Raw genomic sequence first — 15,945 nt, forward strand, 5'->3', positions numbered from 1 at the left:
ATCAAATACCAAACAATCTTTATTTGTATCATAGCTGTTAAATGAAATGTCACTAAAGGGCTTTATAATTCAAGGATTACAGCTAAAAGTATTACTACGTTATTAAATAGACAGTTTTTAGGTAATTATTTTAAAGTATGAATAATTATTTGCGGGTATCTAGATACTTTTGCAGTAGCTTTCTTAAACTTTCAGCTTTAGTACCAAAAACAACTTGAACCCCATTACCTACTTTGATCACTCCTTTAGCCCCCAAACGCATCAGCCTAGGTTTATCCACTAATTTAGGATTAACCACAGAAAGTCGTAACCTTGTAAGGCAAGCATTTAACTCCACGATATTATCTGCCCCACCAAGAGCACTGATCATTGAACGAAGGCTTTCCTTGTTGCCGTTGTTTTCAGCTTCTAAACGACCTGGTGTTTTTAAGTTGAACGCGACAATACTAACTCTAAATATAATGTAATAAATAAATCCCGTTAACGGCCCTAAAAACCATATCCAGCTGGTATTTTTAGATTGAGCAAACAGCAAACTAAAATCAATTAAGCCATGTGAAAATACCACACTGTGTTTTACTTCTAATAGTACACACACGCTGTAAGCTAAACCGGTTAACAATGCATGTATCAAAAACAATAATGGTGCCACAAACATAAATGCAAATTCGATAGGCTCAGTGATACCCGTTAGCCAACTTGCGGTTGCAGCAGATAACATAATGCCAGCAACTCTGTTCCTTTCAGCTTTATCAGCACAACGCCAAATAGCCAACGCTGCTGCTGGTAACCCCCACATTTTTATTAAGTAACCCCCCGCTAAATTTCCAGCCGCTGGATCGCCAGCAAGATAACGGGCAATTTCACCTCTTACTAATTGACCATCATCAAAGTATTGCCCAACTTCTAAATAAAATGGCGCATTCCAAATGTGGTGTAAGCCCAATGGAATAAGGAGTCTTTCAATGGTGCCATACACACCAAAGGCAACAGCAGGATCTTGGTATACGGCCCATAAGGATAAAGAATCGATTCTGTAAGCTAAGTTTGGCCAAATATGCGCCAAGATAAATGCCATCAACATTGAGAATGGAATAATGATTAATGCAGCGCTTCGTTGGCCTTCAAAAAATGAAAACACAGCGGGTAATTTAACGTCCTCACTAACTCGCACGACAAAGCATGTCAACGCACCGACAAATACACCACCAGCAATCCCCGTATCCATGGTTTCAATTCCCCAAATGGGTCTAGAAGGTAATTGATAAATCGTGGTAAGTGCCCCCATGGTCGAAACAAAGACCCCAAAACCAAAAACAGCAACAAAAGCGGCGATGCCTTGATCTTTACAAAAGCCAATAGCAATCGCTATCGCAAATAGTAACGGCATCATGGTAAAGATTAGATTACCCACATTAGACAGTACAATGGCGAGTTCGGTAGACACAAAAGGTAGAGGATTAGCTGATAAGCCGAGCATGACGCCCGCAGCGGGTAAAATGGCGATAGGGATTAACAGCGCCTGACTAAGGCGCTGAGCAAATTTAAACCAACGCTGGCTAAATAGCCTTAGTTGTTTTGAGACTGAGCTACTGCGGTTTTCCAAGTCGTAACCCATTGTGTAGCATCAGTTTCTGGCTCCATTGTTTCACATGCATCAATCTCAAGTCTTTCAGTAATATTTTTTGCCCCAAGTTCAGTCAATAACTCATCAAACTGTTTGGCGGCACCACAAAAGGTCTCATAACTGGAGTCCCCCAAACCTATGATACTGTACTTTAATTTAGGTAAATAAGGCGCTGCAGAGCGTAACTCATTAAACCAAGATGAAATATCATCAGGCAGATCACCTTGTCCTGTGGTTGATGTCACCACGATCAAATACTCATCTTCGGCAGGCACAAAACCTGACAGTTCTGCAGGTTGCACCAGTTTCGTAATGAAGTCTAACTCAGCAATTTTATCAGTAAGTGTTTCAGCAACAAATTGCGCACTACCGTATACAGTTCCGAACACTAAAGTGACTTTATCCATGATATACTTTTCTCCAAGCTAACTGACTTCATTGATTAATTCTGCATAATGCCGATTAATTCAAGCTTATAGCTTCACCATACTGTATTCCAGCGCTGGGCTGCAAGTATAAAATACAAACAAAAGTAACAACTTATCTAATATCTAAGGTTATTGTTATGCGCCAAGCTAATAGACATAGATTGCTTAAACTGCAACATAAGTCAGCCCACATTAGACGTAATTATTATTTCAGATGCGAACAACAAGATACCAGTAAGCCTCTTGCTAAGGTCGATGAGTTTGAAAAGTTGAAAGCATTATTATCAAAGCATGATAAAACACCGTTAAAAGCGAGCTAATTTAACGCGATAAAAAATCGTAACGTAAATTGTGACGTTACGATTTTTATTTATCGCTTTAGAATTATATCTAATCTCATTTCAGTCATTTATGACAAGTCGGTTATAAGCTTCGAAAAAAGTAGCTATCTCTATGAAATCAGCATTGATGGATTAGCAGCCAGTGATTCTTCATCCCAACCAAATTGTTCAAATATTGTCAGCCACTCTTGTTCTAATTCTGTTTCAATGTGCATTTTCTCGAGTGTCACCGGATGAGTAAAGCGGATTGACTTTGCAATTAACCATAGTCGATTAATCTCAAAGTGCGATCTAAAGAATTTATTTTGTTTACCGTCACCATGGGTGGTATCGCCAATGATTGGGTGGCGTAAATGCGCCATATGTCTTCTTAATTGATGCTTACGGCCTGTTTGAGGCGTAAGGTTGAGTAAACAAAAACGACTAGTAGGATAGCGACCAGAACTAAAGGGAATTTCACTATTGAGTAATGGTTTGTAATCAGTCACAGCCTCTTGAGGCGGCTTATCTTTATTCGCTTTTTTGTCAGCAACATCATCTAGCTCGATTTTTAATGCATAATCTAGTCGACCCGCTTCCTGCATATTTCCGCGAACCAATGCAATATACTCTTTAGTCACTTGATGATGTTCAAACTGTTCACACAATCCTCTTGCAACCTCGCTACTTTTAGCAAATATCAGCACGCCTGATGTAGGCCTGTCTAATCGATGTACAGGAAAGACATGACAACCAACTAGATCACGAGTTAACTGCATAGCAAAAAAACGCTCTTTTCGCGCAAGGTAACTACGATGAACTAATAAACCAGCAGGTTTGTGGATAACAACAATATGTTCATCTTCAAAAAGAATCTCCAATTCAGGTGGTTGTTCATCTTCTGAATTCTCTGCTGAATTGCCTTCTAAGCTAGCTTCAATGACTTGGTCAAACTCTTCTGTCAGCAAAGCTTCTTCACTGTCAGATATTTTTACGTATTCATCATCATTCATATTATTGCTCACCCAATAAGGTATCTAATTCAGCTAGTAATCCGATCAAACCAATAAGGTCTTTTCGTTGACTCCATACATGAGCAGCCATAGGCGCTAAAGCAATTTTAGAAGGCAAAACTTGATGACTCATAATTAACTGCTTCATTTTTTTGATAAAGATAAATTGTATCCATTGCTCAAAAGGCAGAGTGTCACAAGCAAAAGGAGAAGTACTAGCAAGTGCTTTGGCTGAAGGGGCATTCGCTGACCATAAGCCAGTATCTTTGAGTTTTTGTTCTATCAGAATTAAATATTGTTCTGTTTTAATATACGGCATAACTGCAGATTATCGCTCACACAAATTTGAAAATAACACGGTTGTTTATGTGACTAATTATATCATCAGGAGGCAGTTAACCCTATAATACGCTCAAGTTAATCGCTATATAAAAACATCATGACCCAACTCGAAACCCTAAGTGAATTTTTAGACACCGCTAATACTCAATTTCAAGTTTATGATTTAGGCCGCAGAGTCGAAAATATCGATATGATGCTGTTTAATCAAATTGAAGCATTGAAAACCCCTTATCCTTTTCCCACTCAGGGACATGCGCAATTTGCCATCGTATTTTGGCGAGAAGACCAACAACCCTTTATTTGGTTTTTAAAACTTCCACTTGATGAACAAGGTTTGTTGTCTCCAGCGCAGCGAAGTCAATTCATTAAAATGATTTTAGAGGCTTTAGGGCAAGATCCAACTAAAGCAATAAGTGATGAAGAACAAGAGCGATATGCTAATCATCCTTTTAGCTTTAAGCCTAGCCAGGAGAAGCTCGCATTATTTAATGCCTTAGTTAAACGTCAACTCAGTCAGCAACCTTCTGTTCAATATCAATTTGCTGCAGCTTATTTTGCGCAATTATTATCAAGCCCTCAAACAAACGATGACGCTTGGCAGCAACTTGGCCTTCAAGGTATTGCGGATGTCTGTGTCCGCCTTGAGCTGCATGATCACACCGCACAAATCAATGCCGCTTTTGAGTTTGCACCAGTAGAAGTGCAAGCTGCAATTTGCCAATGCCTAGAGCATGTCAGCATTGATGACTGTTTAGCCGAAACCTTGTTTGAAAAGCTATCTCAAGCACCAATTGAGCATAAGCATATCTACCTTAGAGCACTCGCTTCAAAACCAGAGTTAACCCAAAAAGCGATAAAATTATTGATTAAGTACCAACAACTTGATGAAAACCTATTAATTACCATTGCTGCAAGAAACTGGTTAGCATTAAAAGATGATGAAACTCGCAAACTTTATCTAGAAGTTTTAGCAAATCAACCACAAATCTTCTTTAACCAAGTATTTGCTGATATCGTGTCTATACCTAGTCTACGCCAACCGTTATTGCTTGAGTTAAGAAACACTGAGCGAAGTGAAAAGCTTTCAGCGGCCATTGGCGGTTTATTTAAGGCAGTCAGCAAATGATGTCAGATTTTATTTTAATCGTAGCGGTTGTCGTTATTGCTGCATTTTTTTGGCAATTACGACAAATGGCAGAGATTAGTCGTATGTATGCAGAAAACGCTTGTGGCAAACAAAAAGTGCAACTTCTTGCTATTGCGATGGAATCGGCGAGACCCAGTTTTGGTGGTACAACAGGCCTTTGTTGGCGAGCTAAATTCATGTTTGAATTCAGCACCGATGGTATGAATCAATATCGAGCACATATCCACATGCACGGTAAGAAAATAGAGAAAATCAATTGGCCTATTTTCCCAGAACCGGAGTGGATGGATGCCCCGATGGCAAAAGGAAAATTTGGTGGATGTGGCGGTGTGTCTAGCTGTAATACAGGAAAATGTAAGTAAGTTATCATCAATGAGATAACGCTACCCCGCAAGTTCAGCAATGATATTGTTGAACTGAGAATACCAATTTTTACTCTTTTTGAAGCTTCAGCCAAAAGAAAGACCGCGACAATAAATTGTCGCGGTCTCTTGTACTTTTGTTAAGCCATCCAGCTATTTTTGTGCTCCCTGCACCATCCATGCGTCTAACTTGCTCCCTGCGCTATCCTTATTCAATCCTTGATATTCCTTGTACACTTAAGTACTGTCCCTCTTACTCGATTATCCCTTGACCGAGCCTGCTCAAATCCTTAAGCGTGTCCTTTAATTCATCCTTGGTTTTCTTCCATGACGTCCTTGAATCAATTTATGCATCCAATGCATTCACCATATTCCTTTATGGCGTAAATCCTTTTATTGATGTCCAAATTTGGATAAAGTAATCATTCTTCCATAAAATACAGTCAATACTGATAGTGAAATCCATTTTCACTCTTCTCATCAAAATGCCACAATCCTTAGTGTTCATCTGTGAGTCACTGTAAATATATTACTTTATACTGCTTACGATTTAATGGTTTTTAATCATCCTGATTAGCACTTCAATCGTAACGCTTCATCCTGAAATAAATCATCACAACAAACTATTGTGAAAGATATTACTTAAAATCCTGTAAACAACTTCAACACATCCTGTGCTAGTTTGCTTCCTTGGGGACTATTATAGTGCAACTTGTAATACATAAGTATGCACCTACAGTCACACCACAATCATGCAACACTCACCGCACCATCAAAAAAACATCAAAACTTTCAAAAACAAGTAGTTAAAAAAACAACAAAACTAAAGTCGTTAACTAAAGCGATAAATCTCACACCTCTTGTGAGATATGTCGCACACAAGAGCAAGGTATAAAGGAAGTTTGGCCTGATATCACATTTACATATTTAACATATGTAAATTTTACATATGCATATTTCACTTAGACTAGATGTAAAAAAGCGCAACCCTAATAAATTAGGATTGCGCCGATTTTACGCTATGTTAGCCATCCTGCTAAATTATGCTCCCTGCTCCATCCATGCGACTAAGTGCTCCTTGCTCCTTCAATCCCTGCGACTCAATTTCCTTGTATTTAAGCTTACGCTTCATACTTGAGCTTTCATTCCTTTGAATCAGTCTGTCCGTTTGACTGAGCGTCTTACTCCTAAAATACCATCCTAGTATTGTGCATCCTGCAATCCTTCATCATCCTGATGATGGTGTCTTCCTTGTTTCAGTTAATCCTTAACTGAGCTCATGCCCATTCCTTGAGCGTGTCCTGACTTCATCCTGAATTAGTTTTATTGAGAGTTGTTCATCCTGAATAACTCTCATGAATAAGTTCGACCGAATGTTAAATTAACACTTCATCCTGAAATGTATTTTTACGGCTTTTGCTAAGCAAAAATGACTATTCACAATAAGTGCATCATTAAACAAAACATCTTGTTTTATTCATGTTGCGACTCAATGAATTTATTTTAAGTGAAATAAGGAAAGGAAAAACAGATAAAACATAATGAAACAAAAAATTCACAAATGAATATTTATAAAAATTTTCATAACATCATGTATTAAAATGATAAATAAATATAACCAGAGAGAATGTAGACGAAGTAAAGATAGATTACCTACAAGCATGTGAGATAAGTCTCACACACTAAGGTTATAGATGTCTTGGTTAAAACTTGTTAAAAATAATTTTCTTTAACATTTGTGCAAACATAACCCAGTCAGCTAAGAAGCTATAAATAGGATACTCAAATGTTGCAGGTCTATTTTTTTCAAAAACAAAGTGTCCAACCCATGCAAAGCCATAACCAATGACGGGAATAAATAACAGTTGCCACCATTGTTGATTAAATAGCGTGAACAAAAGTAGCAACACAATTAATCCTGAACCAATGTAATGCAAGCGTCGACACACTAGATTCTGATGTTGTGACAAATAGAAAGGGTAAAATGATTTAAAGTCTTGATATTGTTTATCAGCCATTTATCTTCCTTGTTTATTTACTTTGATAAGTAAGAATTTCACCATCAACTGTGCCAATGGTTTGATCAGTTAAATGGCTGAAACCTTCACGAATAAATAGTGCTGAATGCTTAGGGTTATTCACAAATACACCAATACCATTAAGTTCAAGTTGATCATCACACCAGCTTAATACCGCTTGAATTAGCTTAGCCCCATTGCCTTTTCCTTGCTCTGTTGTCCCTAAAGCAATGAATTGCAAAATCCCATATTGCTTACTTGGCAAGCTTTCCAAAATGGTATGTTCTTTTTTAATGAAAGCCTGAGTGGAGTTCCAACCTGTACCTAGCACCATTTTTAAGCGCCAGTGCCAATAACGACTTTCACCAAGGGGCACTTGATGTGTAATCACGCAAGCAACACCAATTAATCGCTTACCATCAAACCAACCAATTAGTGGCTGCTCTTGTTGCCATAGTTCGGTAAGTTCTTCTCTAATAGCCGCCCTAAGCTTTTGCTCGTAATTTACTTGATTAGTGGTGGCTAACGCTTCAACAAAGAAAGGGTCATCATGGTAAGCATTGTAGATAATCGAGGCTGCGACTCTAAGATCCTCAGCAGTTAAATAGACTGCTCTTTTATCTTCCAAATTCGGCTGTTCCACAGTCGATGGATTCAAACTCGGTTGCGCCACAGGATTATTTTCCATTTTGTCACTCTTAACTCGTCAAGTTGATACTCTCAACTTAACAACTTTGAAACATATTGCAATTTAAATAGAGTCACCTAACCTTAGTAAGATGTATATCAATCATTGGCAGGGGTTAAGCGCATGGATACAACAACAGCGACACTGGAACATTTGTTTCAGCAACTAGGATTAGGCTCATCTGAAGAAAGTATTACACTATTTATTGAGCAACATGAAATACCAAAAAACATCGCTATTTCACAGGCCACATTCTGGAATGAAGCACAAAAACATTTTTTGGAAGAAGCATTAAATGAAGACGCCCAGTGGTCTGAATTAATTGACCAACTGGACGTATTATTAAGAAGTTAAATCTTTTGGTAAGCGGTTTCGCCCCAACCGACTAATTTATTGTCTCTGATTACGACAGGCGTACATTCATCCTTTGTTGTTTTACCGTCACCTTTACTCCATTGCGTACGATAGAAAAACACCTGAACCTCATTCTTCTTACTTTCAGAATCTGCTTGCGTGACATAAGCCTCACTAAAATCAGCTGTTCCCATTAATATCGACACTTGATCTTTTGTCATACCGATTGACAGCTTTGACAAATTATTGCGATTAGTTTTTTGTTGTTTTTCCCAGTATGAATCACTGCGATTACCTTCGTGATCGCCAACATTCAACACACAACCACTTAATGACGTCGCCGCAAAAGCCATTATTAATGCAATACCCAATTTTGATTTCATGATACGTCCCTTTTTATAAATTGTTCTTATATAATTTCTTCTGAAACTGTTTTTCAGAGTAAGTTATACTGTTCTCAATACTTATTAAGCTAAAAACGTGCCAAAAATTATAACGTTGATTTAATTAACTATTTTTAATCCTCTCACAATTTTAGAGTATTTTAACTAAACCTACTTAGGGATTTTCACTAATTATGAGTCCAATTGAACAAGTCCTTGCAGCGGCAAAGTCCATTGCTATTGCAGGCCATACGCCAACATTAGCGCTGATAAAAGGTAAATTGGGTAAAAGAATACCTATGCCTACTCTTATACAAGGTTTACAGCAATTTAAAGCTATTCCAAAAGAGCAATGGCAAGACCTACCCGATTTAGCTGCGATGATGGAACCCGCTACAACTCAAAACTCTGACGATCCGCTCGTAATGCTAGAACAAAAGTGGCAAGCAAGGTTTGAGCTTATTCAAAATGACTATGATCAAAAAATCACAGCACTTGAAGCGCGAATAGTAAAATTAGAAAATTAATCATCACCTTAACCTGATGCCTTACCCGCGATAAGAAAATGGAAAACCATGTTTGTTACTGAACTCAGATTTGAATGTTTTGCTGATACCACTATCACTGCCGCTGAAAAAGCGATAAATAACTTTCTAGAATCCTTAAGAGCCAATGGCCAAATACTCGGAAGAGAATTTGCAGTTGCTTTCAACGAAGGCGAATTCAAAGTGAGACTGCTGATGCCTGAAAAAAGTAGTTTATCGGCGCGTAACAATAGCCCTTGGGTGAAACATGCACTGACACTGCTAACAGAAGCAAAACTATTAGCGCCACGTGAAAAGTTTATCGGCCAAGATATAAACTCTGAACAAAGCAATGCTGAGACCCCAAGCTGGCAAGTGCTTTACACCAGCTATGTTCATATGTGTTCGCCAATAAGAAGTGGCGATAATTTACTACCTATTCCGCTTTATCAAATACCAGCCAGTTTTAATGGCGATCACAAGCGTGTAATTCGTTGGCAAACAGAGTGGCAAGCATGCGATGAACTGCAAATGGCGGCAGCTACCAAAGCTGAGTTTGCAGCATTAGAAGAAATGACCAGCCATAAGAGTGACTTATTCAGACGTGGTTGGGATATCAGAGGCAGAGTCGAATACTTAACTAAAATCCCAACCTATTATTATCTCTATCGAGTAGGTGGTGAAAGTCTTGCTAGCGAGAAAAAACGCGCTTGTCCTCGTTGCGGCTCAAAAGAATGGCTATTGGATGAACCATTATTGGATATGTTTCATTTCAGGTGTGAACCTTGCCGTATAGTATCTAATATTTCTTGGGATCATCAGTAACCTCCTGATGAATGCTAATAAGAAACACTAACCAAGATATATTTCACTCATATTAGAAGCTGCCAGCATTATGTCTAATATAGCTTGGGCTCATCAATAACGCACTGATGAATGCTAATAAGAAACACTAACCAAGATATGTTTCACTCATATTCGGAGATGTGAACCATGCCGCATAGTGTCTAATATTTCTTGGGATCATCAGTAAGCTTCTATTAGTTAGTGAAAAGTAAATAGTGAAAAATAAAAAGCCTGACTTTATTACTCAATAAGTCAGGCTTTCTATTATCAAATCATTTTAATGACGTCGTTTTATTATTTACGTTTCAATAAATCATTCCACATCATTTTCATCCGCTGCCAAATACCCGGATGTGGCACATGGCCATAATCTTCTTCTACAGGTTCAATTGCTGGTGTGACTCTTGGGGTTAAGCTATCGATAAACCCAGCTAGGCTATCTGCAAGTTTTTCATGTGGCTTATTACCTGGTATTTCAATCCATACGCTGCCATCTTCATTATCGATTGTCAGCATATTATCGCCATCACCCAATACGCCAACAAACCAGGTTGGTGCTTGTTTGAGCTTTTTCTTCATCATCAAGTGACCAATCACATTTTGTTGCAAAGATTCAAAGTCTTGTTGGTTCCAAACTTGAAGTAATTCCCCTTCACCCCATTGCGAATCAAAATACAGTGGCGCTGAAAAAAAATGGCCATAAAATTCGTTAATATCTTCATGTAACTTTAAATCCAAAGCATGATCTACATTACTGAAATCAGAGGTATTTTCGCGCTTTACAGCCTTCCAAAAAACAGCTTTATCGGATTCAGCATCATACTCACCTTCAATGCAATCAGAGCCTTGGCCCAATGGGTAAAAACGCGGTAATTCCCCTAAGCTATCTTGATAAGCTTGAATGTAGCGGTTAGAAAAGTGATCTAATGAAGTTGAACAAGACACGTAAAAAGCTCCAAATATACGTTATAATAAAACTCTATTTTGACACGGAAACAGACTAGATGACACACAATCACGATCCCTATAGTGATGCAGAAGCACTTAAAGGTTTAACTTTAGGACAAGCTACGCAATATCAAGCTGAATATGATGCATCATTGCTGCAAGGGGTTCCTCGTAAGCTAAATAGAGATGCTATTTCATTAACGGCTGAATTACCCTTTCAAGGCGCCGATATTTGGACAGGATATGAATTGTCTTGGCTCAATGCAAAAGGCAAACCTATGGTTGCCATTATTGAAGTTTTCCTTGCCATAGAAAGTGATAACTTAATTGAATCAAAGTCATTTAAGCTTTATTTGAACAGCTTTAACCAAACTCATTTTGATAGTGTTGATTTAGTACAACAAACATTGGTTAACGATCTTAGTCTGTGTGCAAATGGGGATGTATCCGTAAAAATCATTGAACCAAAAAATTTCAACACCCAAAGAATTGTCGAGTTACCGGGTACCTGTATTGATGAGCTTGATATAGAAGTCAGTGATTACCAATTTAAACCAGAATACCTTGAAGACAGTACTGATGAGAAAAATGTAGCAGAAACGCTTACATCGAATTTACTCAAGTCTAATTGCCTTATTACTTCGCAGCCTGATTGGGGCAGTGTCATGATCCGTTATCAGGGACCTAAAATTGACCGTGAGAAGTTACTGCGTTATTTAATATCATTCCGCCAACACAACGAGTTCCATGAACAATGTGTTGAGCGCATATTTACTGATCTAAAACGCTATTGCCAATGTTCTAAATTAACGGTTTATGCTCGTTATACCCGCCGAGGTGGTTTAGATATCAATCCATTTAGAAGTGATTTTGAGCAGCCTCCAGAGACGCATCGACTCGCAAGACAGTAATCTCATAAAATACAGAAACGAAAAAGGCACTTTTAATAATATAAAGTGCCTTTTTTCTATCAACCCAGTTTAACTAGGAAATAGGTTTTTAAACCTTAAATGTTGAATGCCCAAGCAGTATTAGGCTTAACCCACAAATGCACAGTCACTTCATCACGATCGTGATAAAGATGCTTACATTGAAGCTTAAAATCGGTAATACCATTCTCGTTCAAAATTTCAGCCATGGTATCTAAAATCTGTCTAACTTCTTTATAACGGCTTTTCATTGGCAGCTTAAGGTTAAAAATAGCTTCTTTAAACCAACCATTAATCGCCCAAGCTTCAACAAGTTCAGCTACGCGAGAAGGTTTCTCTACCATGTCACACACTAACCAATAAATATTCTTTCTTGGTGGTTCGAAACGAAAACCATCGGCGCGATAATGCTTAACCTGCCCTGTATCCATCAATTTTTGATCCATTGGACCATTATCAACAGCTGCGACAAACATGCCTCGGCGAACAAGTTGATAAGTCCAGCCACCTGGACAAGCACCTAAATCCACAGAATGAAGACCTGAACGACAACGCATCTCTTGCTCTTCTTTTGTTAAGAAGTGACCAAAGGCTTCATCTAGTTTCAAACTTGAACGACTCGGCGCATCAGAGGCCATTTTAAGGCGCGGTATGCCCATAAAATATGGAGAACTATTATTCGATAGTGAATAGCCAACATATGCCGTACCAGGTGCTATGAAACAAACGTGAAGAATCGGTCTACGGTCACTTTCTTTTGCAAGTAACGAACCCGATTTCTTTAACCCCTGACGCAAAGGCACGGTAAACTTGCGACAAAAACCTGAAAGCTCTTTTGCTTCATTGGTATCTGGCGTTTCAACACGTAACTCACCGGCATTTTTAATGTCACTCAAAGCCGCCACAACAGGAGAAACTCTATCTTTTTCAGGCAATTCCTTAAGTAAATCGCCAGCAGCAAACATTTGTCTCGCAAATACTAACGAATTAAGTTCAATTTGCTTTGCTAGTTGCTCACCACCGTCTTCATCAAAACATTGATAAATAACATAAGCATCATTGGTATTTGTTTTAACAAATCCACCAATATTTAAATCAGCTGCTCGCTGTTGTATTTCTGCTGCGCAATCTTTTTCATAACCTGAGCGGCAAAATATAAATAGGTTTTTCATGTTAAGCCTTAAGCTTTATAACCATAACTGCTTCACAGTATGGTCTAACGACAAAATAATGGGGGCATTATACTTAAATTTTATGCCACTGTGTTAAATAGAAAATACAAAAGCCTAAAACAAAAAAAGCAGCAAGAATGAATGCCATTCTGCTGCTTTAATTCTAATGGTTAAAACCAATGATTATGATTTATTGCCCGGATGTTTGGCGATAGCAATAGCAAATAAAAGCCAGCCGAGTAGCATACAAGCACCGCCCATTGGCGTAATGGGCCCAATCCATTTGGCGCCAGTAAAGGCATACAAATATAATGAACCAGAGAATAAGAATATCCCGACAAAAAATAGATATGCTGCCCAATCAAGTAATTTAGAACTTATCCAGTGACCACTAAATGCCACAGCGATAATCGCAAAGGTATGATAAAAATGATAATCAACGCCTAACTTAAAAATGGCGACTAATTCAGGCGGAGCAATACTTTTTAAACCGTGAGCGCCAAAAGCCCCTAAAGCCACGGCAAGAAAACCACTCAATGCCGCTAATAATAACAAACCTTTCTTCATTCAAATGTCGCCTTATAAAATTTACTGCGTTATCTCTGTGATGAATTCATCGCATACTGTTATGCAATGTTGAAGATTAGCGCTTAAGGTTGTCCCTGACGACTTGCGAGGTTTAAAACTATGATCGCCATCAGTAATCCAACTCAGTTTAATTTTTTTATTGAGATCCCATTGTGGAATTTCACCAATACCACCAAATTTATCACGCTCACCTTGCACAACCATAATAGGCAAGGTGCCATTATTTAGCGGATCAAGTCTTGGCTCCCCCCCTTTTAAAGGAACAAAAGGGTAACCCAAACAAACGCAGCCTTTTATCAAATTTTTGAGCGGAGCTGAAAGCGACACTAACTCATCATTGATAATGAGTTCATCATCGGTTAACAATGTCGCAGCCATTCTGCCGCCCATTGATTTACCCATTAATACGATATTGTCTACTGCAAGTTCATTGGCAGTAATTGATACTTCAAGCTCATTGAGTACAGCGGTAAAATGTTTTAGTAATTTAGGCGCTCTATCCGGAGGTCTTCTTTTACCATCTTGCATATTGGCTTGCATATATAAGAAGTTAAAGCGTAACACTTGATAACCTATAGCCACTAGGCCATTAGCCACTTCTACCATATATTCATGGTGCATATTCGCACCCGCACCATGGGCTAATACCACTAGGGTTTTACTGGGCTTACCTTGTAATATCGATTCAATTTCTAATGTTTCATTCATAGTTGTGATAACTGGGTCCATGGTGTTTTTTGTTTAATGAATAATTAAGTGTTCATTTCAAGTTAATATCAATTAACCAGAAAGTAATTCGCTGCGAGATTCTTCAGCAAACATATCGACCATCCACTCTCTAAACGCAGCAACTTTACCCAGCTCAGAATGATTTTGTTGGCATACAAGATAATAAGCATCTTTACTGACGAGCACTTCAGAAAAAGGACAGACTAATCTTCCTGCTTTAATATCTGGCCTTGCAAGTACGCTATAACCTAATGCGACACCTTGACCATGAGCTGCAGCTTGCAAAACTAATGACGAGTGGCTAAATATTGGCCCAGAATTAACATTAATTTCACTAATCCCGCATTTCCTAAACCATGCTTGCCAATTGTGACGACTAGAGTCATGAAGCAAGGTATGATTTTTCAGATCACTAGGTTTATTTAATGGCTTAGGTCCATTAAGTAGCAGTGGTGAACACACAGGAATAAGGACTTCATTACGTAATTTATCGGCTCTTAATCCTGCCCAATTTCCTTGCCCATAATAAATGGCAACATCCACATCATCAGTTAAAGAATCAGCTTCACTATCGACCGCTTTAATGCGGACGTCAATATCAGGGTTTTTCTCGCTAAACTTAGCTAGCCGAGGTACAAGCCATTGAATTGCAAAGCTTGGGGACATACTAACAGTAAGTGAACCAATAGCACTTCTTGCTAAAAGTCGCTCAGTAGACTCACCCAGTTGGATAAAAATATCTTTAATATCGAGGAAGTAACTCTGGCCTTCTTCTGTTAATAAAAGCGAGCGATTTTTGCGTCGAAAAAGTTTAAGCCCTAGATAATCTTCCAGTGCTTTAATCTGATGACTTACCGCAGCCTGTGTGACAAATAACTCTTCAGCAGCACGCGTAAAACTCAAGTGTCTTGCTGCGGCTTCGAATGCTTTTACGGCATTCAAAGGAGGCAATCTTCGCGACATAGTGATCAATCTCTCGTTTTTTAATTAGTTTTTCTAATGATTATCGTTATATTTTGTCGTTTGTAAAGAACACTCTGTTCGTTTAAATTATAACCATCAAAAATATGGTGAGTTGGACAATCTCTACGTAGTAAAAAGGGAATGTCCGACAGTGTGAATTGTCAGCCCGGAGGCGACCCTTATGTTAAATTTAAAATCATTAGCTACAGTAGCTTTACTCTCTTCTTTTGCTTTTGGCGCAAACGCCACTGATTCAGGAATTGATATCAGTGATCTTCAAGCGTCAATCAATGCAGAGCTTGAACAAAGTATGACTGAAATGAAAAATAATGTTCAAGCTGATGTTAACAGCACTTTAGTCGCTGACAAAGAAACAGAAGAAACAATCACCACGGCTGAAATACGCACTGCTGATTAATTTACTTTAAAAACAGTTACAAAAAAACCGCATTCTCCATTTAATTGGAAATGCGGTTTTTTTATGGGTTGATTTTATTCTTCAACGTTCATCAAAATATAAAATCACCTACCTATTTATAAAAACTATCTGAGGCAAGTTATCAA

The 15,945-nt window shown here is 38.3% G+C and carries 20 protein-coding genes; 8 read left to right on the plus strand and 12 right to left on the minus strand.

What is annotated here, in order from left to right:
- Nucleotides 1-145: 145 nt before the first annotated feature.
- On the minus strand, nt 146-1,618 hold the full coding sequence (locus FPK91_RS06785; RefSeq protein WP_144209779.1) for a PTS transporter subunit EIIC: 1,473 nt from the start codon (nt 1,616-1,618) through the stop codon (nt 146-148).
- Nucleotides 1,570-2,034, minus strand: coding sequence for a flavodoxin (locus FPK91_RS06790; protein WP_144209782.1), 465 nt, complete (start codon nt 2,032-2,034; stop codon nt 1,570-1,572). Before FPK91_RS06790 ends, FPK91_RS06785 begins: the two co-directional genes overlap by 49 nt.
- Nucleotides 2,035-2,192: 158 nt before the next feature.
- On the opposite strand from FPK91_RS06790, the gene FPK91_RS06795 reads away from it, so the two are divergent.
- Entirely contained in the window at nt 2,193-2,375 is a 183-nt protein-coding gene (locus tag FPK91_RS06795) for a hypothetical protein (RefSeq protein ID WP_144209786.1), read from the plus strand.
- Nucleotides 2,376-2,506: 131 nt separating this feature from the next.
- Here the strand turns inward: FPK91_RS06795 and truC are convergent, their stop codons facing one another.
- Nucleotides 2,507-3,388 carry a tRNA pseudouridine(65) synthase TruC gene (gene truC / locus FPK91_RS06800; RefSeq protein ID WP_144209789.1) on the minus strand — a complete coding sequence of 294 codons (882 nt, stop codon included), beginning with the start codon at nt 3,386-3,388 and terminating at the stop codon, nt 2,507-2,509.
- A gap of 1 nt (nt 3,389) precedes the next feature.
- Nucleotides 3,390-3,707, minus strand: coding sequence for a YqcC family protein (locus FPK91_RS06805; RefSeq protein WP_144209792.1), 318 nt, complete (start codon nt 3,705-3,707; stop codon nt 3,390-3,392).
- Nucleotides 3,708-3,827: 120 nt separating this feature from the next.
- Between FPK91_RS06805 and FPK91_RS06810 the strand changes: the two genes are divergently transcribed.
- Together FPK91_RS06810 and FPK91_RS06815 are read left to right on the plus strand one after the other, a co-directional pair.
- The gene (locus FPK91_RS06810) at nt 3,828-4,856 is read left to right on the plus strand and encodes a DUF3549 family protein (RefSeq protein ID WP_144209795.1); all 1,029 of its coding nucleotides are present in this window, start codon (nt 3,828-3,830) and stop codon (nt 4,854-4,856) included.
- Nucleotides 4,853-5,239, plus strand: a complete 387-nt coding sequence (locus FPK91_RS06815) for a DUF3301 domain-containing protein (RefSeq protein ID WP_144209798.1) — start codon at nt 4,853-4,855, stop codon at nt 5,237-5,239. Before FPK91_RS06810 ends, FPK91_RS06815 begins: the two co-directional genes overlap by 4 nt.
- Nucleotides 5,240-6,942: 1,703 nt before the next feature.
- On the opposite strand, the gene FPK91_RS06820 is transcribed toward FPK91_RS06815, so the two are convergent.
- Both FPK91_RS06820 and FPK91_RS06825 read right to left on the minus strand, forming a co-directional pair.
- Entirely contained in the window at nt 6,943-7,257 is a 315-nt protein-coding gene (locus FPK91_RS06820) for a DUF962 domain-containing protein (RefSeq protein ID WP_144209801.1), read from the minus strand.
- A 13-nt stretch (nt 7,258-7,270) separates the two neighbouring features.
- Nucleotides 7,271-7,900 (minus strand): GNAT family N-acetyltransferase, encoded by a 630-nt coding sequence (locus FPK91_RS06825; protein ID WP_144214227.1) that lies wholly within the window; start codon nt 7,898-7,900, stop codon nt 7,271-7,273.
- Between the two features lie 168 nt (nt 7,901-8,068).
- On the opposite strand from FPK91_RS06825, the gene FPK91_RS06830 reads away from it, so the two are divergent.
- Nucleotides 8,069-8,299: a DUF2789 domain-containing protein gene (locus FPK91_RS06830; protein WP_144209804.1), complete on the plus strand. Its 231-nt coding sequence runs from the start codon at nt 8,069-8,071 to the stop codon at nt 8,297-8,299.
- On the opposite strand, the gene FPK91_RS06835 is transcribed toward FPK91_RS06830, so the two are convergent.
- Nucleotides 8,296-8,682 carry a DUF3192 domain-containing protein gene (locus FPK91_RS06835; RefSeq protein ID WP_144209807.1) on the minus strand — a complete coding sequence of 129 codons (387 nt, stop codon included), beginning with the start codon at nt 8,680-8,682 and terminating at the stop codon, nt 8,296-8,298. The two genes, FPK91_RS06830 and FPK91_RS06835, sit on opposite strands and share 4 nt — an antisense overlap.
- A gap of 194 nt (nt 8,683-8,876) precedes the next feature.
- Here FPK91_RS06835 and FPK91_RS06840 point away from each other — a divergent pair, with 194 nt between their 5' ends.
- Together FPK91_RS06840 and FPK91_RS06845 are read left to right on the plus strand one after the other, a co-directional pair.
- A complete protein-coding gene (locus FPK91_RS06840; protein ID WP_144209810.1) occupies nt 8,877-9,209 on the plus strand; it encodes a hypothetical protein in 333 nt (110 codons plus the stop codon).
- Between the two features lie 48 nt (nt 9,210-9,257).
- A complete protein-coding gene (locus FPK91_RS06845; RefSeq protein ID WP_144209813.1) occupies nt 9,258-10,031 on the plus strand; it encodes a Zn-ribbon-containing protein in 774 nt (257 codons plus the stop codon).
- A 315-nt stretch (nt 10,032-10,346) separates the two neighbouring features.
- On the opposite strand, the gene syd is transcribed toward FPK91_RS06845, so the two are convergent.
- Entirely contained in the window at nt 10,347-10,997 is a 651-nt protein-coding gene (syd, locus tag FPK91_RS06850) for a SecY-interacting protein (protein WP_144209815.1), read from the minus strand.
- A 59-nt stretch (nt 10,998-11,056) separates the two neighbouring features.
- Here syd and queF point away from each other — a divergent pair, with 59 nt between their 5' ends.
- Nucleotides 11,057-11,911: an NADPH-dependent 7-cyano-7-deazaguanine reductase QueF gene (gene queF, locus FPK91_RS06855; RefSeq protein WP_144209817.1), complete on the plus strand. Its 855-nt coding sequence runs from the start codon at nt 11,057-11,059 to the stop codon at nt 11,909-11,911.
- Nucleotides 11,912-12,006: 95 nt separating this feature from the next.
- Here the strand turns inward: queF and rlmM are convergent, their stop codons facing one another.
- The 4 genes from rlmM to FPK91_RS06875 form a co-directional block, all read right to left on the minus strand.
- A complete protein-coding gene (rlmM, locus tag FPK91_RS06860) occupies nt 12,007-13,101 on the minus strand; it encodes a 23S rRNA (cytidine(2498)-2'-O)-methyltransferase RlmM (protein WP_144209820.1) in 1,095 nt (364 codons plus the stop codon).
- A 183-nt stretch (nt 13,102-13,284) separates the two neighbouring features.
- Nucleotides 13,285-13,668 (minus strand): DUF423 domain-containing protein, encoded by a 384-nt coding sequence (locus FPK91_RS06865; protein WP_144209823.1) that lies wholly within the window; start codon nt 13,666-13,668, stop codon nt 13,285-13,287.
- A gap of 21 nt (nt 13,669-13,689) precedes the next feature.
- Entirely contained in the window at nt 13,690-14,418 is a 729-nt protein-coding gene (locus FPK91_RS06870; protein WP_227006707.1) for an alpha/beta family hydrolase, read from the minus strand.
- Nucleotides 14,419-14,469: 51 nt separating this feature from the next.
- The gene (locus FPK91_RS06875; RefSeq protein ID WP_144209826.1) at nt 14,470-15,381 is read right to left on the minus strand and encodes a transcriptional regulator GcvA; all 912 of its coding nucleotides are present in this window, start codon (nt 15,379-15,381) and stop codon (nt 14,470-14,472) included.
- 181 nt (nt 15,382-15,562) lie between these two features.
- On the opposite strand from FPK91_RS06875, the gene FPK91_RS06880 reads away from it, so the two are divergent.
- Entirely contained in the window at nt 15,563-15,799 is a 237-nt protein-coding gene (locus FPK91_RS06880; RefSeq protein WP_144209828.1) for a hypothetical protein, read from the plus strand.
- Nucleotides 15,800-15,945 lie beyond the last annotated feature (146 nt).

Origin of the sequence: Shewanella donghaensis, assembly GCF_007567505.1 — a bacterium.
GTDB lineage: Bacteria > Pseudomonadota > Gammaproteobacteria > Enterobacterales > Shewanellaceae > Shewanella > Shewanella donghaensis.

Bases quoted from the DNA above. Each gene is read 5' to 3' on its own strand.
- queF (WP_144209817.1), top strand. From the start codon at position 11,057: ATGACACACAATCACGATCCCTATAGTGATGCAGAAGCACTTAAAGGT.
- FPK91_RS06820 (WP_144209801.1), bottom strand. From the start codon at position 7,257: ATGGCTGATAAACAATATCAAGACTTTAAATCATTTTACCCTTTCTAT.
- FPK91_RS06785 (WP_144209779.1), bottom strand. From the start codon at position 1,618: ATGGGTTACGACTTGGAAAACCGCAGTAGCTCAGTCTCAAAACAACTA.
- truC (WP_144209789.1), bottom strand. From the start codon at position 3,388: ATGAATGATGATGAATACGTAAAAATATCTGACAGTGAAGAAGCTTTG.
- FPK91_RS06805 (WP_144209792.1), bottom strand. From the start codon at position 3,707: ATGCCGTATATTAAAACAGAACAATATTTAATTCTGATAGAACAAAAA.
- FPK91_RS06795 (WP_144209786.1), top strand. From the start codon at position 2,193: ATGCGCCAAGCTAATAGACATAGATTGCTTAAACTGCAACATAAGTCA.
- FPK91_RS06845 (WP_144209813.1), top strand. From the start codon at position 9,258: ATGTTTGTTACTGAACTCAGATTTGAATGTTTTGCTGATACCACTATC.
- FPK91_RS06865 (WP_144209823.1), bottom strand. From the start codon at position 13,668: ATGAAGAAAGGTTTGTTATTATTAGCGGCATTGAGTGGTTTTCTTGCC.
- FPK91_RS06875 (WP_144209826.1), bottom strand. From the start codon at position 15,381: ATGTCGCGAAGATTGCCTCCTTTGAATGCCGTAAAAGCATTCGAAGCC.
- FPK91_RS06790 (WP_144209782.1), bottom strand. From the start codon at position 2,034: ATGGATAAAGTCACTTTAGTGTTCGGAACTGTATACGGTAGTGCGCAA.
- FPK91_RS06870 (WP_227006707.1), bottom strand. From the start codon at position 14,418: ATGGACCCAGTTATCACAACTATGAATGAAACATTAGAAATTGAATCG.
- FPK91_RS06830 (WP_144209804.1), top strand. From the start codon at position 8,069: ATGGATACAACAACAGCGACACTGGAACATTTGTTTCAGCAACTAGGA.
- FPK91_RS06810 (WP_144209795.1), top strand. From the start codon at position 3,828: ATGACCCAACTCGAAACCCTAAGTGAATTTTTAGACACCGCTAATACT.
- FPK91_RS06815 (WP_144209798.1), top strand. From the start codon at position 4,853: ATGATGTCAGATTTTATTTTAATCGTAGCGGTTGTCGTTATTGCTGCA.
- FPK91_RS06880 (WP_144209828.1), top strand. From the start codon at position 15,563: ATGTTAAATTTAAAATCATTAGCTACAGTAGCTTTACTCTCTTCTTTT.
- rlmM (WP_144209820.1), bottom strand. From the start codon at position 13,101: ATGAAAAACCTATTTATATTTTGCCGCTCAGGTTATGAAAAAGATTGC.
- FPK91_RS06840 (WP_144209810.1), top strand. From the start codon at position 8,877: ATGAGTCCAATTGAACAAGTCCTTGCAGCGGCAAAGTCCATTGCTATT.
- FPK91_RS06835 (WP_144209807.1), bottom strand. From the start codon at position 8,682: ATGAAATCAAAATTGGGTATTGCATTAATAATGGCTTTTGCGGCGACG.